At 44.7% G+C, this 23,730-nt stretch carries 25 protein-coding genes, 1 riboswitch and 1 other annotated feature; of the genes, 5 read left to right on the forward strand and 20 right to left on the reverse strand.

Annotated elements, in window-relative coordinates:
• Nucleotides 1-128: 128 nt before the first annotated feature.
• The 9 genes from hisIE to ACQEXP_RS01770 form a co-directional block, all read right to left on the reverse strand.
• Complete coding sequence (gene hisIE, locus ACQEXP_RS01730; protein ID WP_269377289.1) at nt 129-764, reverse strand: bifunctional phosphoribosyl-AMP cyclohydrolase/phosphoribosyl-ATP diphosphatase HisIE; 636 nt, start codon at nt 762-764, stop codon at nt 129-131.
• Entirely contained in the window at nt 761-1,534 is a 774-nt protein-coding gene (hisF, locus tag ACQEXP_RS01735; protein ID WP_269377288.1) for an imidazole glycerol phosphate synthase subunit HisF, read from the reverse strand. The genes hisIE and hisF overlap by 4 nt, the downstream gene beginning before the upstream one ends.
• The gene (gene hisA / locus ACQEXP_RS01740; protein WP_269377287.1) at nt 1,516-2,253 is read right to left on the reverse strand and encodes a 1-(5-phosphoribosyl)-5-[(5-phosphoribosylamino)methylideneamino]imidazole-4-carboxamide isomerase; all 738 of its coding nucleotides are present in this window, start codon (nt 2,251-2,253) and stop codon (nt 1,516-1,518) included. Before hisA ends, hisF begins: the two co-directional genes overlap by 19 nt.
• A gap of 27 nt (nt 2,254-2,280) precedes the next feature.
• Nucleotides 2,281-2,895, reverse strand: a complete 615-nt coding sequence (hisH, locus tag ACQEXP_RS01745; RefSeq protein ID WP_269377286.1) for an imidazole glycerol phosphate synthase subunit HisH — start codon at nt 2,893-2,895, stop codon at nt 2,281-2,283.
• Nucleotides 2,896-2,905: 10 nt separating this feature from the next.
• On the reverse strand, nt 2,906-3,979 hold the full coding sequence (gene hisB, locus ACQEXP_RS01750) for a bifunctional histidinol-phosphatase/imidazoleglycerol-phosphate dehydratase HisB (RefSeq protein ID WP_426967752.1): 1,074 nt from the start codon (nt 3,977-3,979) through the stop codon (nt 2,906-2,908).
• A gap of 58 nt (nt 3,980-4,037) precedes the next feature.
• A complete protein-coding gene (hisC, locus tag ACQEXP_RS01755) occupies nt 4,038-5,078 on the reverse strand; it encodes a histidinol-phosphate transaminase (protein ID WP_269377284.1) in 1,041 nt (346 codons plus the stop codon).
• Nucleotides 5,079-5,091: 13 nt separating this feature from the next.
• The gene (gene hisD, locus ACQEXP_RS01760) at nt 5,092-6,384 is read right to left on the reverse strand and encodes a histidinol dehydrogenase (protein ID WP_426967755.1); all 1,293 of its coding nucleotides are present in this window, start codon (nt 6,382-6,384) and stop codon (nt 5,092-5,094) included.
• Nucleotides 6,385-6,389: 5 nt separating this feature from the next.
• Nucleotides 6,390-7,286, reverse strand: a complete 897-nt coding sequence (gene hisG, locus ACQEXP_RS01765) for an ATP phosphoribosyltransferase (protein WP_138970308.1) — start codon at nt 7,284-7,286, stop codon at nt 6,390-6,392.
• Between the two features lie 53 nt (nt 7,287-7,339).
• Nucleotides 7,340-7,476, reverse strand: a sequence feature (His leader region).
• A 176-nt stretch (nt 7,477-7,652) separates the two neighbouring features.
• Nucleotides 7,653-9,254, reverse strand: coding sequence for a Na+/H+ antiporter NhaC family protein (locus ACQEXP_RS01770; RefSeq protein ID WP_269377282.1), 1,602 nt, complete (start codon nt 9,252-9,254; stop codon nt 7,653-7,655).
• Between the two features lie 113 nt (nt 9,255-9,367).
• Nucleotides 9,368-9,549, reverse strand: a riboswitch (Lysine riboswitch).
• 583 nt (nt 9,550-10,132) lie between these two features.
• On the opposite strand from ACQEXP_RS01770, the gene ACQEXP_RS01775 reads away from it, so the two are divergent.
• Entirely contained in the window at nt 10,133-10,540 is a 408-nt protein-coding gene (locus tag ACQEXP_RS01775) for an H-NS family nucleoid-associated regulatory protein (protein WP_269377281.1), read from the forward strand.
• Between the two features lie 101 nt (nt 10,541-10,641).
• Here the strand turns inward: ACQEXP_RS01775 and ACQEXP_RS01780 are convergent, their stop codons facing one another.
• Both ACQEXP_RS01780 and ACQEXP_RS01785 read right to left on the reverse strand, forming a co-directional pair.
• The gene (locus ACQEXP_RS01780) at nt 10,642-11,946 is read right to left on the reverse strand and encodes an inosine/guanosine kinase (protein WP_269377279.1); all 1,305 of its coding nucleotides are present in this window, start codon (nt 11,944-11,946) and stop codon (nt 10,642-10,644) included.
• 264 nt (nt 11,947-12,210) lie between these two features.
• Nucleotides 12,211-12,480 carry a hypothetical protein gene (locus tag ACQEXP_RS01785; RefSeq protein ID WP_269377278.1) on the reverse strand — a complete coding sequence of 90 codons (270 nt, stop codon included), beginning with the start codon at nt 12,478-12,480 and terminating at the stop codon, nt 12,211-12,213.
• A 195-nt stretch (nt 12,481-12,675) separates the two neighbouring features.
• On the opposite strand from ACQEXP_RS01785, the gene mnmA reads away from it, so the two are divergent.
• The 3 genes from mnmA to purB all read left to right on the forward strand — a co-directional run bounded on the left by mnmA (nt 12,676) and on the right by purB (nt 15,978).
• Nucleotides 12,676-13,812: a tRNA 2-thiouridine(34) synthase MnmA gene (mnmA, locus tag ACQEXP_RS01790; RefSeq protein WP_426967758.1), complete on the forward strand. Its 1,137-nt coding sequence runs from the start codon at nt 12,676-12,678 to the stop codon at nt 13,810-13,812.
• A gap of 29 nt (nt 13,813-13,841) precedes the next feature.
• Entirely contained in the window at nt 13,842-14,462 is a 621-nt protein-coding gene (gene hflD / locus ACQEXP_RS01795; RefSeq protein ID WP_269377276.1) for a high frequency lysogenization protein HflD, read from the forward strand.
• A 145-nt stretch (nt 14,463-14,607) separates the two neighbouring features.
• Nucleotides 14,608-15,978, forward strand: coding sequence for an adenylosuccinate lyase (purB, locus tag ACQEXP_RS01800; RefSeq protein ID WP_269377275.1), 1,371 nt, complete (start codon nt 14,608-14,610; stop codon nt 15,976-15,978).
• A gap of 161 nt (nt 15,979-16,139) precedes the next feature.
• Here purB and ACQEXP_RS01805 read toward each other — a convergent pair whose 3' ends face one another.
• The 9 genes from ACQEXP_RS01805 to htpX all read right to left on the reverse strand — a co-directional run bounded on the left by ACQEXP_RS01805 (nt 16,140) and on the right by htpX (nt 23,234).
• On the reverse strand, nt 16,140-16,670 hold the full coding sequence (locus ACQEXP_RS01805; RefSeq protein WP_426967760.1) for a DUF3833 domain-containing protein: 531 nt from the start codon (nt 16,668-16,670) through the stop codon (nt 16,140-16,142).
• Nucleotides 16,667-17,215, reverse strand: coding sequence for a chalcone isomerase family protein (locus ACQEXP_RS01810; protein ID WP_426967762.1), 549 nt, complete (start codon nt 17,213-17,215; stop codon nt 16,667-16,669). Before ACQEXP_RS01810 ends, ACQEXP_RS01805 begins: the two co-directional genes overlap by 4 nt.
• A complete protein-coding gene (locus ACQEXP_RS01815; RefSeq protein WP_426967764.1) occupies nt 17,169-17,690 on the reverse strand; it encodes a DUF2878 domain-containing protein in 522 nt (173 codons plus the stop codon). Before ACQEXP_RS01815 ends, ACQEXP_RS01810 begins: the two co-directional genes overlap by 47 nt.
• Nucleotides 17,691-17,706: 16 nt before the next feature.
• Complete coding sequence (locus tag ACQEXP_RS01820) at nt 17,707-18,954, reverse strand: class I SAM-dependent methyltransferase (protein WP_426967766.1); 1,248 nt, start codon at nt 18,952-18,954, stop codon at nt 17,707-17,709.
• A 16-nt stretch (nt 18,955-18,970) separates the two neighbouring features.
• Nucleotides 18,971-19,753: a DUF1365 domain-containing protein gene (locus ACQEXP_RS01825; RefSeq protein WP_426967768.1), complete on the reverse strand. Its 783-nt coding sequence runs from the start codon at nt 19,751-19,753 to the stop codon at nt 18,971-18,973.
• A 1-nt stretch (nt 19,754) separates the two neighbouring features.
• A complete protein-coding gene (locus ACQEXP_RS01830; RefSeq protein WP_426967770.1) occupies nt 19,755-21,032 on the reverse strand; it encodes an NAD(P)/FAD-dependent oxidoreductase in 1,278 nt (425 codons plus the stop codon).
• A 10-nt stretch (nt 21,033-21,042) separates the two neighbouring features.
• Nucleotides 21,043-21,771: an SDR family oxidoreductase gene (locus ACQEXP_RS01835; protein WP_426967772.1), complete on the reverse strand. Its 729-nt coding sequence runs from the start codon at nt 21,769-21,771 to the stop codon at nt 21,043-21,045.
• The gene (locus tag ACQEXP_RS01840; protein WP_138970293.1) at nt 21,768-22,187 is read right to left on the reverse strand and encodes a nuclear transport factor 2 family protein; all 420 of its coding nucleotides are present in this window, start codon (nt 22,185-22,187) and stop codon (nt 21,768-21,770) included. The genes ACQEXP_RS01835 and ACQEXP_RS01840 overlap by 4 nt, the downstream gene beginning before the upstream one ends.
• A gap of 183 nt (nt 22,188-22,370) precedes the next feature.
• Nucleotides 22,371-23,234 carry a protease HtpX gene (gene htpX, locus ACQEXP_RS01845; protein ID WP_426967774.1) on the reverse strand — a complete coding sequence of 288 codons (864 nt, stop codon included), beginning with the start codon at nt 23,232-23,234 and terminating at the stop codon, nt 22,371-22,373.
• Between the two features lie 301 nt (nt 23,235-23,535).
• Here htpX and ACQEXP_RS01850 point away from each other — a divergent pair, with 301 nt between their 5' ends.
• Nucleotides 23,536-23,703, forward strand: coding sequence for a hypothetical protein (locus ACQEXP_RS01850; protein ID WP_269377266.1), 168 nt, complete (start codon nt 23,536-23,538; stop codon nt 23,701-23,703).
• The last annotated feature ends 27 nt before the right edge of the window (nt 23,704-23,730 follow it).

Raw genomic sequence — 23,730 nt, forward strand, 5'->3', positions numbered from 1 at the left:
ACTAGAGGGCGCACCTATTACGTTATCGATGAATCGCGAAATATATCCTCGATGACAAAAAGAGAAAGCCGCTAGTTCAAACTGCGGCTTTTTCTTTGACTTTTTTCGGCACGTCTATGTCACTGAATCTACTTATGACGTTCCTTTAATTTGTTGATTACGTCATTCATCGACAAGCCCTGATCTTGAAGCAGAACCATCAAGTGATAAATGAGATCTGCGGACTCACAGATTAACTCCGCCTTATCGCCCGACGTCGCCGCAAGCGCGACTTCAACGCCTTCTTCGCCCACTTTTTGCGAAATACGCTTGGTGCCACGGGAATATAAGTGTGCAGTATAAGAAGACTCAGGGTCGGCGTCCTTGCGGGCAGCCAATAGCTGCTCAAGTTGATGAAGCCACACCATCTGAGTCTCTTCTTGCTTATCCGCATCCCAACACGTTGTGGTTCCCGTGTGACAAGTTGGACCTATAGGATCGACTTTAACCAGTAGCGTATCGTTGTCACAATCAAGGGCAATATTCTTTAGTTGCAGAACATTTCCGGACGTTTCGCCTTTGGTCCATAGACGCTCTTTAGTTCGAGAGAAAAACGTCACCTGTCCCGTTTCACCCGTTTTAGCCAACGCATCTTGGTTCATGTAGCCCATCATAAGGACTTGGCTAGACTGAAAGTCCTGGACAATTGCTGGAACTAATCCATCCACCTTGTCCCAATCAATTCTCTCTGCCAGTGTATTCACTTCCGCTGCGGTAAAACTCATAAACGCACCTCTACACCTTGTTGTTTCAGATACTGTTTTAGCTCACCAATGTTGATGACCTGTTTGTGGAATACCGAAGCCGCCAGCGCACCATCTACATTCGTTTTTTGGTAGGCCTCTGCGAAGTGCTCCATTGCACCTGCACCGCCGGAGGCAATCAGTGGTACTTTGCAAACTGCACGTACCATATTGAGTTGCTCCAAATCGTACCCGTTGCGGACGCCATCTTGGTTCATCATATTCAACACGATTTCACCAGCACCACGCTTTTGTACTTCTTGTACCCAATCGCGTGTTTCCCATTGAGTCGCTTTCGTACGCGCCTCATCACCCGTGAACTGATAAACCTGATACTTGCCTGACGCTTGGTCAAAGTAAGAGTCGATACCAACGACAATGCACTGTACGCCAAACTTATCCGCGAGATCGGTAATTAGCTGTGGATTCGCTAACGCCGGTGAGTTGATAGATACCTTATCTGCGCCAAACTCTAAAATGCGAGCGGCATCTTCGGCGGACTTAATACCACCAGCGACACAGAAAGGAATGTCAATCACTTCAGCCACTCGTTTAACCCAACTCTTGTCTACGACACGACCATCGCTCGAAGCAGTAATGTCATAAAAAACAAGTTCGTCTGCACCCTCTTCAGCATAACGCTGAGCAAGCGGTACAATGTCGCCGATGATTTCGTGGTTACGAAACTGCACGCCCTTTACGACTTGCCCGTCGCGCACATCAAGACACGGAATTATTCGCTTTGCCAACATGCAAATGCCTCCTTTGCCGTAAACTTACCATCAAGCAGTGCTCGACCAACAATCACGCCTGCCACACCGCTGCCTTTCAGAGCTTCAATATCTGCCAGAGAACCAATACCACCAGATGACTGGAATTGAACCTGAGGATACTGCTTACATAGATCAACGTAGAGTTCTACATTCGAACCTTCTAACGTGCCATCACGCGAGATATCGGTACAAAGCACGTGTTTTAGCCCAACGGTTAGATAGTCATCGATAAGCGCTTCAATCGTTACACCTGAGTCTTCTTGCCAACCAGAAATCGCGACCTTACGTACACCTTGTTCGTCAATATTGATGTCGAGTGCTAGAACAATTTTCTCCGCGCCGTACTTTTCCATCCAACCCTTTACCAGTTCAGGCTGTTTAACCGCGGTTGAACCAACGACAACGCGTTGTGCGCCTGCTTCCAGCAGATCAACCACATCCTGCTCACTGCGCACGCCACCGCCAATCTGGATGCTAGCTGGCGTACTAGCCAGTAATCTGGCAATCAAATCCAGTTGGCGTGCTGTAGTATCTTTCGCACCAGTCAAGTCAACAAGGTGAAGCCAATCCGCTCCTGCCTGGTGATAGAGGTTGAACTGTTCGGCCGGATCGACTTTGTATTCTGTTACTTGGCCGTAATCCCCTTGATATAAGCGAACTACCTGCCCTTCAATTAAATCTAATGCTGGAATAATCACTAAACTATTTCCCTTTGATTCTTTAAATTACAGCTCTAAAAAGTTCTGAATAAGCTTCGAACCGGCTTTAGATGAGCGTTCTGGGTGGAACTGCACACCATAGTAATTGCCACTTTGAACCGCAGCGGTAAACGGATTACCGTAATCACATTGTGCGATGGTGTAATCACCAACAGGCATGGCGAAACTATGGACGAAGTAAAAGTATTCTCCTTCTTCGATACCTTTAAATAGTGGGTGATCTGGTTTGGCTTTCACCGTGTTCCAGCCCATATGAGGCAGTGGCAGTTCACCAGTGTCCATCAGTCGGACTTCACCTTGACAAAGGCCAAGACACTCAACGATTTCGTCTGCTTTTTGACCTTTTTCTTGCGAGAACTTACCTAAAAGCTGCATCCCTAAGCAAATACCGAGCAGAGGCTTTTCTACCTGCTTAACCAGCTCAATTAAGTTCCGCTCTTCAAGGTTTTTCATTGCTTCGCTCGCCGTACCTACACCTGGCAGAAACAGCTTATCGGCGGCCAAAACGACTTGAGGATCTTTCGATATACTCACTTGGTAGCCGAGACGTTCAATGGCAAATCTCACTGAAGAAACGTTGGCACAACCGGTATCAATAATGACAACTTTCTGATCTGTCATAACTTTATCCTTACAGTACGCCTTTGCTGCTTGGTAATTCTGTTCCTTCTACCTTAATCGCTTGACGAAGCGTACGACCAAAGGCTTTAAACAGACTCTCAATGATGTGGTGGTCGTTGTCACCGGCTGACGAAAGGTGCAAAGTACAAGCTAATGTGTCAGTCAGTGAACGGAAGAAGTGAACGACCATCTCTGTCGATAAATCACCAACCTGCTCACGGCTAAACTGGGCATCAAATTTAAGATATGGACGACCCGATAAGTCCAGAGCACATTGAGCTAAACATTCGTCCATTGGTAAACTAAACCCAAAACGGCCAATACCACGTTTATCACCCAGAGCATCTTTCAGCGCCTGTCCTAAAGCTAAAGCGGTATCTTCAATGGTGTGGTGATCATCAATATGCAGATCGCCTTCAACCTGACAGCTCATTTGGAAACCGCCGTGTGTAGCGATTTGATCCAGCATATGATCGAAGAAACCTAATCCAGTAGAAATCTGGTTTCCACCTTGCTCATCAAGGTTCACTTTAACCTTGATATCTGTTTCCTTCGTCGTACGAACCACTTCTGCGACACGAGCTTTTACTGTCAAGTCCTTGAGGATCTCCTTCCAGCCCATCGTTTCTGGGTTGTATTGAATACCGCGAATCGCCATGTTTTCTGCTAATTGCAGGTCTGTGTGACGATCGCCAATAACAACGGAGTTCTGGAAATCAACTTTACCGCCCTGCAAATACTCTTTAACCATGCCTAGCTTAGGCTTACGACATGAACAGTTGTCTTCTTCGAAGTGAGGGCAGATAAGAACGTCGTCAAACTTGACACCTTGCGACTCGAAAATGTCCATCATCATATTGTGCGGTGCATCGAAATCTTGTTGCGGGTAGCTGTCTGTCCCTAGCCCGTCTTGGTTAGTCACCATGACTAAGCGGTAGCCAGCTTCTTGTAGCGACAGCAGACTAGGAATAACAAAGGGTTCAAGCTTCAATTTGTCTAAACGATCCACTTGGAAATCAACCGGCGGCTCAACAATTAAGGTGCCATCACGATCAATAAAAAGGATTTTTTGCTGTTTACTCACGGGAACTTCCTTATTTCAAAATGGTTGGCAGCCGCAATCAGCCGCTGCCAATGATGCTTTAGTTGTAATAATTTCTGATAAATCCGAGTGTCTTTTCACACTCATCACGGCTACCGATGCTGATTCGGACACAATTTTCAATTGGCGAATTACGTAAAATAATGCCTCGGTCCCAAGCAGCTTTAAATAGCGCATCACCATCAGGGAATTTCACTAGTAAGTAGTTACCCCAACCTTCGAATATTTCAAGACCATTGATCATCGACAAACCAACCTGCAAGTATGCGCGGTTGGCATTGAGGTCCAATACCTGAAACTTAGCGCGTGCTAGGCCAGCTTCGGACAGAGCCTGAGTAGCGATTTCAGCGACAGGAATTGGCACTGGATAAGGCGCGATGACCTTGAGTAACACATTAATCAGTTCTTCGTTAGCGAGTGTAAAACCACAGCGAAGCCCAGCTAAAGCAAACGCTTTAGACAAAGTGCGTAAAATCGCCAAGTTCGGGTATTGCTCTAGCAGTCCGACAGTGGATGCCTCTGGACAAAAATCGATATACGCTTCGTCCATAACCACGATGGCTTTGTCTTTCGTCATTTCAAGTAAAGTGATGATATCTTCACGTTTGACTAGGTTGCCAGTCGGGTTATTCGGGCTACATACGAACACCAGCTTAACGTTTTCAAGGTTTTGTTCGATACCTTGTAAATCAAGCTGCCAATCCTGTGTCAGTGGGACTGTTTTGCGCTCAACACCGATAGTTTCAGCACTGATTGAATACATGCCATAGGTTGGAGGGCAATAGAGGATCGCATCCTCGCCCGGTTCACAAAACGCTCTAACGAGCAATTCGATACCTTCATCGGCACCACGAGATGTGAGTGTTTGCTCTGGTTTCACACCTGCGTATGCGGCATAAGCTTCAATCAGTTCTTTTGGCTGACATTCGCTGTACCGGTTTAGGCGAGCGAAATCCGTTTTGTATTCATTATTAAACGGTGACTCATTGGCATTCAGCCATACATCCCCTGTCCCGCCAATGCGACGTGCAGAGAGATAAGGAGTGAGTTGTTGAATCTGTTTACGTGCTAGCTTTTCCATCGTCTCTACCTTGTTACGCCTTTGCCAATTTTTCTACGCGAATTGTCACCGCTCTTTTGTGAGCATCTAGCCCTTCGGCTTCAGCCATAGTCACAACGGTTGGAGCAAGATTCATTAATCCTTCAGCAGACAGCTCTTGCACTGTCATGCGCTTAGAAAAGTCCGCCAAGCCGAGACTAGAATAAGTACGTGTGTAACCGTAAGTCGGTAATACGTGGTTAGTACCAGAGGCATAATCGCCCGCCGATTCTGGTGACCAATTACCCAAGAAAATAGAGCCTGCATTGTCAAGTAATGGCAGCAGTTCTCTCGGCTGTTTGGTTTGTACGATTAAGTGCTCTGGGCCGTAGTAATTTGAAATCGATACCGCCTGAGTAATCGAGTCCGCAATAATAACCAAGCTTGAAGCTAAGGCTTTTTCTGCAATGTCGGCACGCGACAGCTGCTTCAACTGACGTTGTACCGCATCGATGACTTGATCGGCGATTACCGGTGATGGTGTAACAAGAACCACTTGAGAATCTGGACCGTGTTCAGCCTGACTGAGCAGATCGGCTGCGATAAAATCAGGCTCAGCCGTGTCATCTGCAATGACCAGTACTTCTGATGGTCCAGCAGGCATATCAATCGCTGCGCCACGGAAATCGTTGCTTACTTGGCGCTTCGCTTCGGTCACGTAAGCATTACCTGGGCCAAAAATCTTGTCTACTTTAGACACGGATTCAGTGCCGTAGGCCATCGCTGCGATGGCTTGACCACCACCAACGTTATACACCTCATCAATGCCACACAGTCTTGCGACATAGAGGATCTCGTCAGCAATTGGCGGCGGTGAACATAAGACCACCTTTCGACAACCAGCGATCTTTGACGGAACACCGAGCATTAATACCGTAGAAGGGAGTGGCGCACTTCCACCTGGGATGTATAAGCCGACCTTCTGGATTGGACGAGTGACTTGTTCACACAATACACCAGGTTGAGTTTCAACTTTAATCGGTTGCGGCTTTTGCGCTTTGTGGAACTTGGCAATATTAGAATAAGCTTGATTCAGAGCTTGCTTCATCGCGTCAGTTAGTCGATCACATGCTGCTTCAATTTCTTGCTCAGACACACGAATAGACGCGGGCTTAACGCCATCAAATTTCTCGGTCAATTCGACCAAGGCTGCGTCGCCACCTGTACGAACCTTTGCAATCACATCAGAGACGGCGGCAGTAATGTTTGCACCTTCAGTAATCGCGGGGCGCTCTAAAATCGAGTCCTGCTGAGATTCACTTAGCGATTGCCAGACAACTGTTCTCATGGTTGTTACCCCATCATTTTTTCGATTGGAAGGACAAGGATTGAGCTCGCACCCAGCTCTTTTAGCTGTTCCATTGTTTCCCAGAACAAATTCTCTGTGCTTACAAGGTGAACGGCAACTTTGTTTATCTCGCTTGATAGTGGTAGTACTGTTGGATCTTCCGCACCAGGAAGTAGCGCTTTAATTTTATCGAGTTTGTCTGTCGGCGCGTGCAGCATGATGTACTTAGACTCTTTTGCCTGCTGAACACCTTGCATACGAGTGAGCAGCTTTTCAATAAGTGCTTGCTTTTCAGCATCAAACTCACCAACGCGTTGGATAAGCGTCGCTTTAGATTTGAAAATAATTTCTGCTTCTTTGAGACCATTGGCTTCCAACGTCGCACCTGTCGATACCAAGTCGGCAATCGCGTCAGCCAAACCCGCTCGTGGCGCTACCTCAACAGAGCCAGTCAGCATACACGTTGAAAAAGGCACGCCCTGCTCGTCCATGTAGGCTTTAAGCAATTGTGGGTATGTGGTCGCGATGCGTTTGCCCGCTAGATCTTGTGGACCGTTGTACTGAGCATCTTTGTCGATGGCGATAGATAGGCGGCAGCCACCAAAGTCTAAGCGACGAAGCTGGACGAAGTCACATGGTTCACCCAGCGCTTTACGGTCAAGACGCACTTCTTCCAGTTCGTTTTCACCGATAAAACCAAGATCAACCACACCGTCCATAATAAGACCAGGAATGTCATCGTCACGAACAAGCAACAGGTCAATCGGCATATTTAGTGAGTGAACCACTAGACGCTCACCCATGATATTGAATTTAACGCCGCACGTTTTGAGTAGAGTCTGACACTCTTTACTTAGGCGACCTTTCTTTTGGATTGCGATTCTTAGGCGTTGTGTTTGCATGACATTTTCCCTGTGCAAATATTTGAAATCGATAAACTTTTCAAGACTGTAAAACTAAAAAACCCTCGGAAGAGTTGGTCTCCCGAGGGTTCTAAATCTTGTAGTTTGCGATATTAGCCTCCGGGAGTTTCCTGTCTCCCGGGTATGCGTGCATCTCCCGAAAGACTAGACTGGGTGATGGTGATGATGAATATTCATGACTAAATTACGCATACTTAATAAGCTCTTCTGTTTCGCTTTGTTGCTATCCACACTAACTAAGCTATCAACATTTTTCAACCATTTATTTAAACTTTTTTAATTTTGTCATATACAAATAAAAAGGGAGCCGAGGCCCCCTTTAAATTTTTCTTTCAAATGATGCGGTTATGCGTTCTGGCAATTTGCCATTTTCGATTTAGACAATACCGAAAGAAGCACACAAATCGCGACGAAAGCAATCGAAGAAACCGCAAATGAAAGTCCAACTGAAGCGGTCATACCTAAGGTCACGAAGCCAATACACGAGACCGCGGCCACCGCCAGTGCATAAGGTAGCTGAGTGGATACGTGATCGATATGGTTACAACGCGCACCGGTAGACGACAGAATTGTGGTATCGGAGATTGGAGAACAGTGGTCACCAAATACCGAACCAGCGAGTACTGCACTTAGCATTGGAAGCATCAGCGCCAGATCCGTTGCACCAGCCATATCACCCGCAATTGGAAGCATGATACCGAATGTACCCCATGAGGTCCCTGTCGAGAATGCCATTAAGCCTGACAGCAGGAACAAGATCACTGGTAACCAATGTGGGTTGATATTGCCTTGTGCAAGAGTCGATAGGTACTTACCCGTGTTCATATCACCAATAACAGAACCAATCGTCCACGCAAACACTAGAATAAGGATTGCACCAAACATAGATTTCGCGCCAATCCAAAGCGTACGTGAGATTTCGCCCATCGCAATGCCCTGCTTAACCACTGTGAACAGTGCAAACGCAAGCCCGACTAAACCACCGTAGATAAGAGACGTACCAACATCGGTATTCTCAAACGCACCCAGCAGGTTAAACTCGACACCATCGGCAGCCAAAGCTTGTCCACCGGTGTAAAGCATAGAGGCAACGGTTGCGATGATCAGGAACACAATCGGCAGGATCAAATCTGATACTTTACCGCCTTCGCTCTCACGAATATCCAGTTCTTCATTCAATTCATGCGCTTCTTGGCTATCTTCAGCTTGTTCTGCGCTAAACCCATGACCACGCGATGCTGCAATCTCATGCTCACGCATTTTACCAATGTCTAAGCCAAACCAAGCTACCGCAAACACCATTAGTAGTGCAAAAATCGCGTAGAAGTTCATTGGGATCAGACGAACATATGCACCAAGCGCAGAGTATTCAGTGATGCCATGAGAAACAAGAATGCCGCCGATGATCGTCATGATGTAGGCACCCCAACTCGAAGCTGGCATGATCACACACATAGGTGCTGCGGTTGAATCGAGGATGTATGCCAGTTTCGCACGTGATACGTAAAAACGGTCCGTCACAGGGCGAGAGATGGCACCGACCGCCAAGCTGTTAAAGTAATCATCAACAAAAATGAAAACGCCTAAAAAAGCAGCCAGTAATTTTGAGCCACGTTTACTCTTCACGCGTGTTTGTGCCCACTCAGCAAAAGCGCGAGTTCCGCCGGAAAGCGTCAGCAATGCAGTCATCATACCCAACAGGATAAGGAAACCAACAATGCTCATATTCCAAACGTTTAAACCACCATCTTCAACAAAAACACTAGATACTGTTGAGCCGACGTAACCCAGTGTATTTGATGCAGAATAGTCATTTAGTAAGATAGCGCCAAGTACAATACCGACACCGAGTGATACCAAAACGCGGCGCGTTACGATAGCAAGACTCAAAGCCACTAATGGTGGCAAAAGAGAAATAGGAGATGATGCAAAATCAATTAAATTCATGATCTTCAAAAACCAGTAATAAATGGTTAGAGATCTACTGCAGACTAATTGAAGGAAATCATTTCCTAACAATTAAGTGAAATTAGCGACGAGCAAGCGAATGCTTAACCCAGCCCTACAGTAGCGCTCCATAGTTTTACAAATTATAGACTATGGCAGTGTTACCCCTTTCGGGTGCAACCCCAGCAAGTATCGTTGATATGAATACTCACTTCGGCGAAATAACCTTTCCTGTTTGTTCATTGGCATCACCCCAACAAACATTACTGATTTATTCCGCGCCTCTACCGCGATGTGTAAAATATTAAACTACCGAAAAGTCAATTTAACAATAATTTAACCCGACAATCGCATTAGGTTCCAGCCATTGTACTTAACCTGAGAGTCGATTCAACATATTATTCGATTTTATTGTTAATTTGTCCCCCTTCGAAGCGACTGACTAAGATTCCATGACGGATGAATAGTCATCCAGTTTAATAGTCATTACTATCTTGCAGTAAATATACTTACAGGGCTAAGAATAGATGCACAGGGAAAACAAGCTAACTCTATATGGCGTTTATTGACTCTGGTTAACATCCCCACATTTACAATGTGTATAAATGTCTTAGAGTTAAAACAGTAAAAACCCTACAATTAATAGCATTGATATATAGCTCTTCCCATAATGATATGAAACTGTAATAACAGTAACTCTGTCGTTATTTAATTAATCAGATTTACGACTCTATTTCGCTCTTCGATTTTTAATTCATTGAGACAGCAACACCAAAATATCCACTGTTTTTTATATTTTTTATTGCAGAAGATTGTATTATTTAAATTTGAAGTTTATGATTCATTTATCGACAACTTATATACGAAGAGACGAATTAATGTCGGAACTAACTAAAACACTATTAAACATCCGTAGCCTACGTGCTTTCGCACGTGAACTTACGCTAGAGCAGCTTGAAGAAGCACTAGATAAATTAACGACTGTTGTTAGTGAACGTAAAGAAGCAGAAGAAGCTGAACGCGCTCAAGCTGCTGAACAAGAAGCGAAGCTAGCAGCAATTGCAGAGCAAATTGCAAGCGACGGTATCGACGTTGAAGCATTAATTTCTGCACTTGCCGGTGAAACTAAAGGCAAAGCGAAATCTAAGCGCGCTCCTCGTCCTGCAAAATATAAGTACACTGACAGCACTGGCCAAGAGAAAACATGGACAGGTCAAGGTCGTACGCCTTCTGCAATTCAAGAGCTATTAGACGCAGGTAAATCTCTAGACGATTTCCTTATCTAATCAGTCAACGTTTGTTGCAATCAATTAAAAAAAGCGCCCATTGGGCGCTTTTTTATATCTAACAAACCTCACTCGAGTGAGGTTTGTTATTTATTCATTGATTAACGTTCCCAATACGCTTCTTCCAAGCTATCTTCACGCTCAGGTAAACCACGAGACAAACGTGGTGAATGCTGAACTAAAACTTCATAGCTCGCTCGGTTAGAATACTTACAAACTTGTGAGAAAGATGAGTAAGTCAAATATGAGTACGCATGTTTACTTGAGTTAGGCACGTTTTCTTTGTGGTACTTATTTGCCGCCATATCATGCAATAACGCCGATAGTGCTGCATCACCCGCTCCGTTGGTATTTTTGATTTTTTCCGGGCCACCCATATATGGCGAAATATGAGAGTAAACTCTAATTGGATTCTCACATAAGTCTTTTGAAGCTGGTCGGCTAAATTCATAACGGTTGAATTCTGCAATACTACCAGGAAGAAGAGGCAAAGACGTTTCACGTTTTGCTGAATCCTCCGTGTAACCAGCCATAAATAGACCAACAGGACCCGCAGTACATAATACTAAATCAACCCATTCCAGAGTTTTATCGGACGCCGCTAGAGGATCTGACTCACCCGTTAACGCTTCCGCTTCATCTTCATTCATTGCTACGACACTAACGTGATCACGTAAGAAATCCTGCCAGAATTGAGGATCGTCTTGAATCACAAACTTAGTTCCAAGTGTTAGTACGACCGGCACGTCATATTTCTTAGCGTACTCAATCGCTCTCATAGTCGCTTCAGGCATCGGATCGCCCTCTTTACAACGAACCAAGTAAGCCGTTAGTACTAGAGCCGATGCGTTCTTGAATATTTTCTCTGGAATATTGTCAGGGTGAAGCTGGTTCATTTGCCCTTCGCTGATTGCGAATGTGCGTTCACCATCTTCGGTAATAAGAGCAAAACAGCGGCCAATTGCACCATCAACACCTTGCAGATAATTGAGATCCATTCGGCTAGAGGTGTTACATAGGTAGCGGTAGCCATAACTACCAATTTTAATATCTTGGCTCATTACACCCAGAAGAGTCGAACGATCGTCCGCTAATACTGAGTAGTTATGAAGCGTATTACCGATGGTACCACCAGCGTATTCATTGGTGATGAGTTGTCTTTCTTTCAACTCGTTATATAACGCTTCTGCTGTCTCATCATCAATAACCAGTGAGTGTCCCTTACTCAGCTTATATTTATCAATCAACTCGCTGTTTACTTTCGCTTCAATATCTACCAAGGTTTGGTCGATACCAATAATGTGCGTGCGCGACATTTTTTTGCTTTCTTGTGATTGAGTCACAAGCGGATCGCGAGCGTGAACAGGAAAGTAATGCTTCGATTTGCGTTGACCAGGAAATTTCATATTGATGATTCTGAATAAGGGATGAAAGGATGCCGGATTCTACCTCGCCCTTTTTAGCGCGGCAACTAGAGGAATTATAGCAAACGTTTGCAATCGTAATTAAATCTGAGGCGATTTAGTACCTATTAAATAAGAAGGGATTTTCATCAACAAAGTGGCTTAGTCTCGTGACTCATTCGAAGCACATACGCTCTGCGTTCCCAAACAGAATGTCAGATCTCAGATTCAATTTCACTGAGACCTGATCAAGTGTGATATGACGGATTACTCGCCTTCCATAAAGCTTAGATCCGGTAAACTTTCTAGATTTTCAGAGTAACGCTTTAGGTTGAACTCACCGTCGTTTTTCATGACATCATAAATTTCAATAGCCACGGCACAAGCCATCATGGCAATGGCGTCTTCACGGGAGGTGCCCGTCATCATCAAACGCATCAAAGTCTCTTTGACTTTAATTGGGTTTCCATCCTCTAGCTGATTTTCAATCACCTCAATCAATTGTTGCTCTTCGATGATTTGGTTCTGGTCGCTCATTTCAGTTGCTCTGTGTAACTTGAATTTCTGCAACTATGCCATATATAGATTCTCTATACTCAATTATTCGCAGGTTTCTGTCAGTGATTGAGGGGAAATTGACCAAAATCGAAGTGTGAGATCGATCTCGGATCTGTCCCCTTGCTATGCTTTCTGATAAAATCTGCCTCCAGTTTATTTAAGTGGTGTTTAGTAATGTCTGACAACTGTACTGATAACAGTCAAAAGAAAGTCATCGTTGGCATGTCCGGCGGTGTGGATTCATCCGTATCTGCTTATCTTCTCAAGCAACAGGGCTATCAAGTTGAAGGCCTATTCATGAAAAACTGGGAAGAGGATGACAACGAAGAGTACTGTACAGCAGCTGAAGACCTTGCAGACGCGCAAGCAGTGTGCGACAAACTGGGCATCCACCTACACACCATTAACTTTGCAGCAGAATACTGGGACAACGTGTTTGAGTATTTCCTTGCTGAATACAAAGCAGGCCGTACGCCAAACCCTGATATCTTGTGTAACAAAGAGATCAAATTCAAAGCATTCCTCGAATTTGCTGATGAAGTTCTTGATGCTGATTACATCGCTATGGGTCATTACGTTCGCCGTACGTTCCCGACTGCTGAAGAGCTTGCTGCAGGTGAAAAACCTAAAATGCTGCGCGGTCTAGACAGCAATAAAGATCAAAGTTACTTCCTCTATACTCTAAGCAGTGACCAAGTGGCACGAAGCCTATTCCCTGTTGGTGAGCTAGAAAAGCCTAAAGTTCGCCGTATTGCAGAAGAACAAGATCTGATCACCGCGAAGAAAAAAGATTCCACGGGTATCTGTTTCATTGGTGAACGTAAGTTTACCGATTTCCTAGGTCGTTACTTGCCTGCTCAACCAGGCGATATAGAAACACCAGAAGGCAAAGTGATTGGCAAGCACAATGGCCTGATGTATCACACACTTGGTCAGCGTAAAGGTCTGCACATTGGTGGCCAGAAAGGCGGCGGCGGTAATGAAGACCCATGGTTCGTTGGTGAAAAAGATCTCAAACGCAACGTTCTTATCGCGGTGCAGGGTAAAGATCACCCAATGTTGAAATCTCAAGGACTTATCGCGTCCCAATTGCACTGGGTTGATCGTGAAGCGATTAAAGAACCGTTACAATGCACTGTGAAAACTCGCTACCGTCAAACAGATATCCCATGTACTATCATCCCTATTGATGATGAGAACATCAAAGTCATATTTGACGAGCCGCAAATTGCGGTGACACCGGGACAATCTGCTGTTTTCTATCAAGGTGAAGTCTGCTTAGGTGGCGGCATCATCGAAGAGCGAATTTAATTTAATCGTAACTATTGGAGTAGAATTACGTGGCTAACACACTTTATGACCGCACTATCGCATTTGCTGGAATCTGCCAAGCTGTTGCTTTGGTACAACAAGTCGCTAAAAACGGTCACTGTGACTCTGACGCGTTTGAAACTTCTTTAAAAGCGATCTTAAACACCAACCCTGCAAATACGGTCAGTGTTTATGGTCGTGAAGTCGATTTGAAGCTGGGGCTAGAATGTTTGGTCAAAGGAATCGATAGCACCCCTGCTGGCAGTGAGATTACCCGTTACATCATTAGTTTGATGGCATTAGAGCGTAAACTTCAAAGCCGTAACGATGCGATGTCACAGCTTGGCGACCGTATCCAAATGCTCGAACGCCAGCTCGATCACTTTGATTTACTCGACGAACAGATGCTGAGTAACCTTGCCAGCGTCTATCTTGACGTCATTAGCCCAGTGGGGCCTCGCATTCAAGTAACGGGGACACCTTCTGTGCTGCAACAGACCACAAATCAACATAAAGTTCGAGCTCTGTTGTTGTCTGGCATTCGCAGCGCGGTACTGTGGCGACAAGTGGGCGGTAAGCGCCGTCACCTCATCTTTGGACGAAAAAAGATGGTCGAACAAGCACAGATCCTACTTGCTAGAATGTCATAATTAATTCCCAGCTCGTGCCTTAGCGCGAGCTGTTTCTTTATACCAACATAAACCTCACGCAAACGTTTGCGCAATGTTCGTGACAAATCGCTAAGATGCTGGTATAAAGCTCACAAAATTTCGAAACTCAATTCAGGAGAACATCATGGAACTGTCAGCATTGACTGCTGTTTCACCAGTAGACGGTCGTTACGGAAGTAAAACTATTGCACTTCGCAGCATCTTTAGTGAGTTTGGTCTACTAAAGTACCGCTCTATCGTTGAAATCCGCTGGTTACAAAAGCTAGCAGCTACAGATGCCATCGCAGAAGTCCCTGCATTCAGTGCAGAAGCCAATCAGTTCCTAGATGACCTAGCCGCAAATTTCTCTGAAGAAGATGCAGCTCGTATCAAAGAGATCGAACGCACAACAAACCATGACGTTAAAGCCGTTGAATACTTTCTGAAAGAGAAAGTTGCTGGCGTTCCTGAGCTACACGCAGTAAATGAGTTCATTCACTTTGCATGTACATCAGAAGATATCAACAACACCTCTCATGCTCTAATGCTGAAAGAAGCTCGCGACGAAGTTATTCTTCCTGAAATCAAAAACATCATCGACGCGATTAAAGCTCTTGCTGTTGAATACCGCGATATTCCACTACTGTCACGTACACACGGTCAGCCAGCTTCTCCATCAACAATGGGTAAAGAGATGGCAAACGTTGCGTACCGTATGGAACGTCAATACAAGCAGATCGCTAACGTTGAAATCCTAGCGAAAATCAACGGTGCTGTCGGCAACTACAACGCTCACCTATCAGCTTACCCAGAACTAGATTGGCACACATTCTCTGAAGAGTTCATCACTGAGTCGCTAGGTGTGACTTGGAACCCTTACACAACTCAGATCGAGCCACACGATTACATCGCTGAACTGTTTGATGCGGTTGCACGTTTTAACACCATCCTAATCGACTTCGATCGTGACGTATGGGGCTACATCGCACTCGGTCACTTCAAGCAAAAAACCGTTGCTGGTGAGATTGGTTCTTCAACGATGCCACACAAAGTTAACCCAATTGACTTTGAAAACTCTGAAGGCAACCTTGGCCTAGCGAATGCTGTATTCGGTCACCTAGCACAAAAACTGCCTATCTCTCGCTGGCAGCGTGACCTAACGGACTCAACCGTACTACGTAACCTAGGTGTTGGTGTTGGCTACGCAATCATCGCTTACACTTCTACCCTAAAAGGCATCAGCAAACTCGAAGTTAACCGTGAAGCACTACTGGCAGAACTGGACAAGAACTGGGAAGTTCTAGCAGAACCTGTACAAACTGTAATGCGTCGCTACGGTATCGAAAAACCATACGAGAAGCTTAAAGAGTTAACTCGTGGTAAACGTGTAGACGGTGAAGCAATGCGTAGCTTTATCGATGGTCTTGAACTTCCTGAGCACGAGAAAGCACGTCTTAAAGAGATGACGCCAGCAAACTACATCGGTCAAGCGATTGAGCTGACAGACAAGCTGTAAGAATCGAGAGTCGAATAGATTTAGGGTTGACGTTGATACGTCAACCCTTTTTTATTTCTGTTGTGTTGGTGCTAAGGGCGAGGAAGGTACTCACTGACTCTGTTTGTAAATCTACACTCGTGCCGATACCGCGCTCGCTTACCAACAGCGAAGTGTTCTCTTTATTGCTTCTGAAAAAACAGGGTGATCGTCCCTACCTCAATGCCAAACTTTTTGATTTTGGTAAGATTAAACACATGTTTTTCATCTTGTCTGTATAACCAATCATCAAAGGCAACCACCACCGTGGATTGTTCCATCTTCAATTCAAAATCATACTGCCATTGCAAAGCATTCCCAACTTCTCGTCCAGTGGCAACACCAATAATGTCGTCGGCACGCCCTTGGTATTGACCACCACCAACCCGCTCGATTGTCCATATTCTCTGCGATGTCTCTCCGTCATCAAACACGAAATCTTCAACTAAGGTCAACACATTGCCTGCTACGCTCCCTTTGATGTTAACTTCGAAACGCCGTGTCTGTTTACTGGAGTAGTCCTGCACCATTCCCCAAGCTGTTGACTCTCCCTGAAAATACTCGAACAGGTCAAATTTAGGTTGAGTAGATTGGTAATCATCCAATTCCGCCGCACAGCCTAGCAAAAACAGAATGACCAGAGTGGCGATTGCCGCACGTAGCTTAGTTATCATTGTGCTCTCCCAATCAAGCGCTCTCTCAAGCTAGGATATTCAGTATCGGGCGAGAGCCAAATAGCCAAAAATGCATCATTGAGCTGTTCTTCCTCTATCACACCTATGAGCTTAATGCTCGCTTGCTGCTCAGAGAAATAGAACTGTCCCTGAACGCCATCTGTTACGTATGTCAAACTGTGTCCCTTCTTGATATTCGGGAAGATCCTCGCTAAATGCTCTGCCCAGTGCTGGGTTTGTGTTGCTGGATAGCCGAGCTTTTGCCATTGTTCTAGCGTCGCATCGATCAATTGCTGCTGCGAGATGTCTCTTTGATAGGTAATAGATAGTGCCAAAGGATGCGGGGTAATATCAGGATCAAGTGTATATCGCCCACTCGGTGTAAGAAGCTGAGAGTGGTAAATATCAAAGAAAAGCATAGTAAGTTGCGCTTGTCCTACCTTTGACCAATTGCGCCAGTCTTGTTCCACCCTGTCAGAGACAACAGAAGCTAACGCACTAGCTGTCACTACTAGATAAGTTACGAGTATCAGGATGATTTTCATATCCGTGCACCTTAAAAATCAATAAGATCAAAATGGTCCACTCAATTAACAAAATGCAGGCTGTTAACACTATCGGCAATCCGAAAGTCACCGCGTTAAGCTTCTCACCGGCACTGTAACTGAGTGCTCCACCAATTCCACCTATAACTGATACGATAGCGGATGGGTATTGGCTCAATACCGGATATAAAAAATAGCTGTACCAGGCAAAAATCACCCATAGAGAGACTAACCATAACGGTAGGTACCCTTGCTCAAAATTCAAGAGTCCTAACGCCATATTAACCAAGTCTACGCTGATGCCCACCGCCACAATCACCGCGAGCTTTTTCCAAGCAAATTCGCTACGCAAAGCGGTGATTAAGAGAGTTAAGGTGACTAACAACAACGTTAGCCACTGCCATGGTGTTTGCCCAATAACAGCAACGAACCAGATAATCTGAAACCAAGTCGAGATGAGTATGAGACGCTTCATTAGCTCACTCTCTTTGTTAAGGACGTTGGAACGTCATATGCACTGTACTGATCGATTTTGCTCGGAATCCGCCTTCACAATAACAGAAGTAATAGTTCCACATGCGAATGAAACGTTCATCAAATCCGAGTTTATAGACCTGTTCTTGTGCAATATTGAAACGCTCATACCAGTGACTAAGCGTGCGTGCGTAATCCTGTCCGATGTCAAACAGATCTCTTAGTACCAAGTCACTATGCTTAGTGGTGGCTTGAGTTAAAGCCGTGATTGAAGGAAGAAAACCACCCGGAAAGATATACTTCTGGATAAAATCAACGTTGGCGCTGTAGTAGTCATAACGTTGATCTGCGATAGTAATTGCTTGTATCGCCATCAGACCACCAGGTTTGAGTAACGATTGACACTTTTGGATGTACGACGTCAAAAACTGTTTACCAACCGCTTCAATCATTTCGATCGAGACCAGTTTGTCAAACTCACCTTCAAGCAGGCGATAGTCTTTCTTAAGTAATGTGATTCTATCAGTCAAGCCTTTCTCTTCTATGGCCTGTTTCGTGTATTGGTATTGCTGCTCAGAAATCGTCGTTGTCGTAACATGACAGCCATAGGTTTCCGCCATATAGATCGCCATTGCTCCCCAACCCGTGCCGATTTCGATCACGCTATCGTTCGCAGTCAACTTGAGTTGCTGACACAAACGTTCCATCTTGTTGATTTGCGCTTGCTCTAATGAGTCACTGTCATCGTTAAACACCGCCGACGAGTAAAGCATTCTTGGGTCAAGAAATGTCTGATAAAGGTCGTTACTCAGGTCATAGTGCGCTTCGATGTTTTTGGCTGAATTGGCCACCGTATTTCTGTTTAACCAATGGCTGACTTGATAAGCAAGCTTGGACAACAAACTAGAACGGCTCTCTATAGAGTCTAACGCTGACAAGTTGAGAGCCATCAACTCCATCAGTTGAGTAAGGTTAGGGCTATCCCACCAACCATCCATGTATGCCTCACCCGCAGCTATACTGCCCCCCTTGAGCAAGCGGGCATAAAAGGCCGGATTTTTTACTTCTATGATAGCGCTGGGTTGACCTTCTTTAGGCTTGCCAAACTGCTCTCTTACGCGCAGTGCTGGTTCATCACTAAATGATTCAATCACAGTTAGAGAACCAACTTGTAGCTTACAGAGACAAGAAAATGCGATATTTCGGGCTGTTTTTTGTACTGAACTTAACTGAACAGGCAAAGCCAGTGTCTGTGAGTTAATCATGTCATCGGTTCCTTTGTTATTTTTTTAGTTCCGCGCCGCTGTTATCCGTTGAACTGTCCCGCCCCTGTTGATATTTAGGATGAGAGTAAAACGGTGCACCTTTAATCCAGAGCTTTAAAGCGTGCCAATAAATCCCTGTCATCACTTTTACTGCCATTATGGGTGTAACGATCAGGTGCTTGAGTAATACTTTTGAATTAAAAGGATGTTTGTTCATTTTAAGCGTAGCATCAAACTCCTTACTCTCTCGGTGACAAGCCAAGTGAACAGATAACTTGTCGCCCAGTGGTTTAATTTTCCAATGGTATTGCTGTTCAAGCGGATTAAATGGCGAGACATGAAATGCTTTGCTGTGAGTCCAAGTATTCTGATCATCGGCATCGAGCAAATAGTAATGGCGCTCATTCCAAGGAGTATTACTGACTTCCGCAAGCAAGTATCTCCAGTGGCCTTGTTGGTCGTAAATGTAGTAAAAGTTCACCGGACTGAAGTAAATCCCAAAGTATCGAAGATGGATAACCGCTTTCACGGTTCCTTGAATTGGTTCTCCACCCAACTGTTGTACCTTACTCAATACCGCTTGTTTTAAGTCCCCACTACCGAGATAGTCTTGACGCTTAAATCTCGCCCAATGCCACCATCTCTGACCAAAACCCCACACTCTCTGTTGCAGAGAGTCGAGATCATCCAGATCAAGACAAGGCATAAATAGATGATAGTTCAGCGCATGTTCAATGGGAGTAAAACGTCGATGCCGGACATTTCCAACCAGCAAATGGTTACGCTGTTCCAATGACATCTTAAGCCGCTCCCTGAGATTGAAGGGTTTCACTGACTAATCGTATTCCTCTCACCACATCCAATCCGCTTCGAACGCCATCTTCATGGAACCCGTTGTACCAATAGGCGCCACAAAACCATGTCCGAGACAACCCGTTGATTTCATTGCGTCTTGCCTGAGCGGCCATAGAATCGCGGCTAAACACTGGATGGTGGTAAACAAAACTTTTCAGTATTTTGTCTTTGTCTATCTGATCGCTGCTGTTTAAGGATACGCAAAACGTTTTTGGCGCTTGGATGTGCTGTAGGATGTTCATATTGTAGGTCAACGTAGGTGGTCGAGATTGCTCCTGCTCACCACCATCCAACCAATAGTTCCATGATGCCCATGCCGCTTTTCGTTTTGGCAGCAAAGATTCATCCGTGTGAAGAACTACTTCGTTTGGCTGATAGGCTAAATCGGATAAGATTTCGCTCTCTACTGAACTGATATCAGCCAACAAATGCTTTGCTTGATCGCTGTGGCAAGCAAAAATCACTTGGTCAAAACGTTCGGTTTGACCATTAACTCTCACCGTAACCCCAGCTTGATCACGACTCACTGACTCCACCGAGCTATTGAGTCGAATCTTGTCCGCAAACCCTTTCGTCAATGGCTTGATGTACTCTCTAGAGCCACCTTTAATCACATACCATTGAGGTCTGTTTGTCACATCAAGCAGTCCATGATTTAAGAAAAAACGCGCAAAAAACTGAAGCGGAAACGCTCTCATATCTGCGAGAGTTGAAGACCAAATGGCCGCCCCCATTGGGAGAATATAGTTGTCACAGAAGTAATCGCTAAAACGGTGAGAGGTCAAGAAATCACCTAAGGTGTTCTCGCCCGTTGTTTGATCAACACACTCTTTGACTAGTCGGTTAAATCTCAATATTTCAAATATAAATGAGTAAAACTTAGGATTTAACCAGTTTCTCTTCTGTGCAAATAAGGTGGTTAGTGTGTGACCATTATACTCAAGCCCATTACTGTCATTTCGGACGCTGAAGCTCATTTGGCTTGGTCTTCCTTCCACGCCAATCTCATTCATCAAGGCGATGAAGTTCGGGTAGGTTCGATCGTTATAAACAATAAAGCCCGTATCAACGGAATAGCGACTCCCCTCAAGTTCGACGTCAACCGTCGCGGTATGCCCACCAATATAATCATTCGCTTCAAACAAGGTTATATCGTGGTCACGACTAAGATAATAACCACACGTTAATCCAGAAATTCCACTGCCTATAATTGCGATTTTCATATCTTTACCTCTATCCCTGGGCGAGCAACTTTGCAGTCAGAGCATTTTGCCAACGGTATGGCAATGCACCAATCAATCGCAAAATTGATGTAAATTTAGTTGGAAAATAAATATGGCCTTTACCCTTCGCTAAACCATTACGAATCTGTTGGGATGCTTGTTGCGCAGACACCAACATTGGCATATCAAAGGTGTTCTTATCTGTGAGTGGTGTTTTCACAAAGCCAGGGTAGACGATCGAAACATCAATGCCCTGTGGTTTTAAGTCCAGCTGTAAAGTTCTAGCGAGGTAGCTGACCGCAGCTTTTGACGCACCATAGGCTTCCGCTCTAGGTAATGCGACTTCACTGGCGATAGAGCCAATAATCGCCACCCTATGCCCCGCGCTGAAATGCGGCTGACACGCGTGGATAGCATTCGACAGACCAATCACATTGATATCGAAAACTCTCTTAATGAGTTCAGCGTCCAACTGCCCATCTTCGATGTACTCACAATCACCCGCATTGAATATCCATAGCTGGGGCGTAATCGGCAAATGAGACAAAGCCGTTTTGGTCTGCTCAAGGTTTGTTTGATCAAAGGTTAGTGAAGAGATCGACGTTGACGTCTGGACCATTTCATTGAGAACGGCAGTATTGCGTCCACAAGCAATAACATGCCAGCCATTTTCAGCGTAATCTTTGGCTAACTGATAGCCAATACCGGATGTCGCACCTGTAATCAGAACGCAGTTCATTTGCCTAACCTCTGCTTGATGCTTTTTATAATTGAGCCAAGTAACGGTAGGTTCTCATACAACATTTCACCCAAATCAAAATAGTCTCTGTGGTAGATGACTCGCCCTTCAGAAAACTTAATATGGCTAACGCCATTGACATAAATCACCGTTCCTTTTGATAATTTTGGATGCTCTAATGCCATTCGCCAGGTGAGAAACCCACTATCATCCGTTTGCTGATGCTCCTGAATCTCAAAATCACAACGTGTCACGTTTTTGTAGAGCGTCTCAAAATAGCGTTCAAGCGCATCCCAACCTTCCAAGCGGTGGGCTGCATCTTCAAACACCACTTCTTGATGATAAACATCCGACAGAAGGTGAAGATTCTCCTTGTTCAGTTGTTGATAAACCTTGCTTACAGATTGGACATCCATATGTCACTCCCTAAAAGCTATACATTAAATTTATTTGTATAACATGCAAATCATAGATGACGAATTAAAGTTGTACAAAAATGATTTTGTATAACTTATGGCTTTTGTACGTAGGATTTTTCAAACGGATCAAAAAAAGGCTTGGTTATAAACCAAGCCTTTTCAAATAATTATAGCGGCAGATTAAGAATTGCGCAGTGCAGCAATACGTTTGTCTAGCGGAGGGTGGCTCATTAGTAGTTCTGTCATTGAACGCTTACCATTGATGCCAAATGCCATCATAGAGCCTTCTAGTTGTGATTCATGACTTACTTTAAGACGTTCTAGCGCTGCGATCATCTTGTGCTTACCAACCAACTGTGCGGCACCTGAATCTGCGTGGAATTCACGATGACGGCTGTACCACATGGTAATAAAGCTCGCTAGGAAGCCGAAGATGAGTTCTAGTACCATACTGACACCAAAGTAGACCATCATATTACTACCGCCTTCTTCTTCATTGTCGTTCGACGCAACAATGTTAGCGATAAAACGAGACAAGAAGATAACGAAGGTATTTACAACACCTTGCATCAGGGTCATGGTAACCATATCACCATTGGCAATATGGCTGACTTCGTGCGCAAGCACCGCTTCTGCTTCATCACGAGTCATGTTGTGCAATAGACCCGTCGAAACCGCAACCAAAGAGTCATCTCGTTTCGCACCTGTTGCAAAAGCATTGATATCCGCTGAATCATAGATAGCTACCGTTGGCATGCCAATACCCACTTGCTCAGATTGACGACGCACAGTTTCTAGCAGCCAATGTTCTGTTTCGTTACGCGGACTCTCAATAACCATGCCTCCCACTGAGCGCAATGCCATACTCTTTGACATTAGCAATGAGATAAACGAACCACCAAAACCAAATACCGCGGCCATCACCAGTAACCCAGAAAGGCTGCCTGGTTGCATGCCTGTCACTGCATACACAATGTTGAGAACAACACTTAATACCAGTACAACAGCTAAGTTGGTTACAAGGAATAACATTACTCGCTTCATTACTTTTCTCCAAAAACGGAAGCTTTTTATATGCGCTGGTGCATTCAAATCACGACCAGCTTGTTCTTTACCTAATAGATATAGTCTATCCCTTTTAATATCAAGGTTAAGCAGCAAATTGAAACATTTGATTTCTGGATGCAGCAAATTTCTCAATCTCATTACAATCAATGGATTAGCGCCCTAATATATCGTCAGCTTTCTCAACACCACCAGGCGTTAGACTTTGGTCGTATTGAGAGTCAAATGAAACATGCTAGATTTACTACAGATCCATTCTATGGGACAAAGGGATAAAATCATGGTTGAAACTAACGACTATCAAATGGCTATTGATCTGTTGTGCTGCCACTTAGGTATCTCAGAAGATGAGGCAAAGCAGCAGTTAGGTATCTCTGTAGACAATCAAACACAAAAACGTATTGCAGAGACTCAAAGTGCGCTGATGGGGCTTAATCAAGAGCGATAATGCTGTTGACCAAATGCAAAAAGGGCT

This window comes from Vibrio sp. TRT 1302, assembly GCF_050113875.1.
GTDB lineage: Bacteria > Pseudomonadota > Gammaproteobacteria > Enterobacterales > Vibrionaceae > Vibrio.

Coding starts and splice junctions, on each gene's coding strand:
- hisIE (WP_269377289.1), bottom strand. CDS start 764: ATGAGTTTTACCGCAGCGGAAGTGAATACACTGGCAGAGAGAATTGAT.
- hisF (WP_269377288.1), bottom strand. CDS start 1,534: ATGTTGGCAAAGCGAATAATTCCGTGTCTTGATGTGCGCGACGGGCAA.
- hisH (WP_269377286.1), bottom strand. CDS start 2,895: ATGACAGATCAGAAAGTTGTCATTATTGATACCGGTTGTGCCAACGTT.
- hisC (WP_269377284.1), bottom strand. CDS start 5,078: ATGGAAAAGCTAGCACGTAAACAGATTCAACAACTCACTCCTTATCTC.
- hisD (WP_426967755.1), bottom strand. CDS start 6,384: ATGAGAACAGTTGTCTGGCAATCGCTAAGTGAATCTCAGCAGGACTCG.
- hisG (WP_138970308.1), bottom strand. CDS start 7,286: ATGCAAACACAACGCCTAAGAATCGCAATCCAAAAGAAAGGTCGCCTA.
- ACQEXP_RS01770 (WP_269377282.1), bottom strand. CDS start 9,254: ATGAATTTAATTGATTTTGCATCATCTCCTATTTCTCTTTTGCCACCA.
- ACQEXP_RS01775 (WP_269377281.1), top strand. CDS start 10,133: ATGTCGGAACTAACTAAAACACTATTAAACATCCGTAGCCTACGTGCT.
- ACQEXP_RS01780 (WP_269377279.1), bottom strand. CDS start 11,946: ATGAAATTTCCTGGTCAACGCAAATCGAAGCATTACTTTCCTGTTCAC.
- ACQEXP_RS01785 (WP_269377278.1), bottom strand. CDS start 12,480: ATGAGCGACCAGAACCAAATCATCGAAGAGCAACAATTGATTGAGGTG.
- mnmA (WP_426967758.1), top strand. CDS start 12,676: ATGTCTGACAACTGTACTGATAACAGTCAAAAGAAAGTCATCGTTGGC.
- purB (WP_269377275.1), top strand. CDS start 14,608: ATGGAACTGTCAGCATTGACTGCTGTTTCACCAGTAGACGGTCGTTAC.
- ACQEXP_RS01805 (WP_426967760.1), bottom strand. CDS start 16,670: ATGATAACTAAGCTACGTGCGGCAATCGCCACTCTGGTCATTCTGTTT.
- ACQEXP_RS01810 (WP_426967762.1), bottom strand. CDS start 17,215: ATGAAAATCATCCTGATACTCGTAACTTATCTAGTAGTGACAGCTAGT.
- ACQEXP_RS01815 (WP_426967764.1), bottom strand. CDS start 17,690: ATGAAGCGTCTCATACTCATCTCGACTTGGTTTCAGATTATCTGGTTC.
- ACQEXP_RS01820 (WP_426967766.1), bottom strand. CDS start 18,954: ATGATTAACTCACAGACACTGGCTTTGCCTGTTCAGTTAAGTTCAGTA.
- ACQEXP_RS01825 (WP_426967768.1), bottom strand. CDS start 19,753: ATGTCATTGGAACAGCGTAACCATTTGCTGGTTGGAAATGTCCGGCAT.
- ACQEXP_RS01830 (WP_426967770.1), bottom strand. CDS start 21,032: ATGAAAATCGCAATTATAGGCAGTGGAATTTCTGGATTAACGTGTGGT.
- ACQEXP_RS01835 (WP_426967772.1), bottom strand. CDS start 21,771: ATGAACTGCGTTCTGATTACAGGTGCGACATCCGGTATTGGCTATCAG.
- ACQEXP_RS01840 (WP_138970293.1), bottom strand. CDS start 22,187: ATGGATGTCCAATCTGTAAGCAAGGTTTATCAACAACTGAACAAGGAG.
- htpX (WP_426967774.1), bottom strand. CDS start 23,234: ATGAAGCGAGTAATGTTATTCCTTGTAACCAACTTAGCTGTTGTACTG.
- ACQEXP_RS01850 (WP_269377266.1), top strand. CDS start 23,536: ATGGTTGAAACTAACGACTATCAAATGGCTATTGATCTGTTGTGCTGC.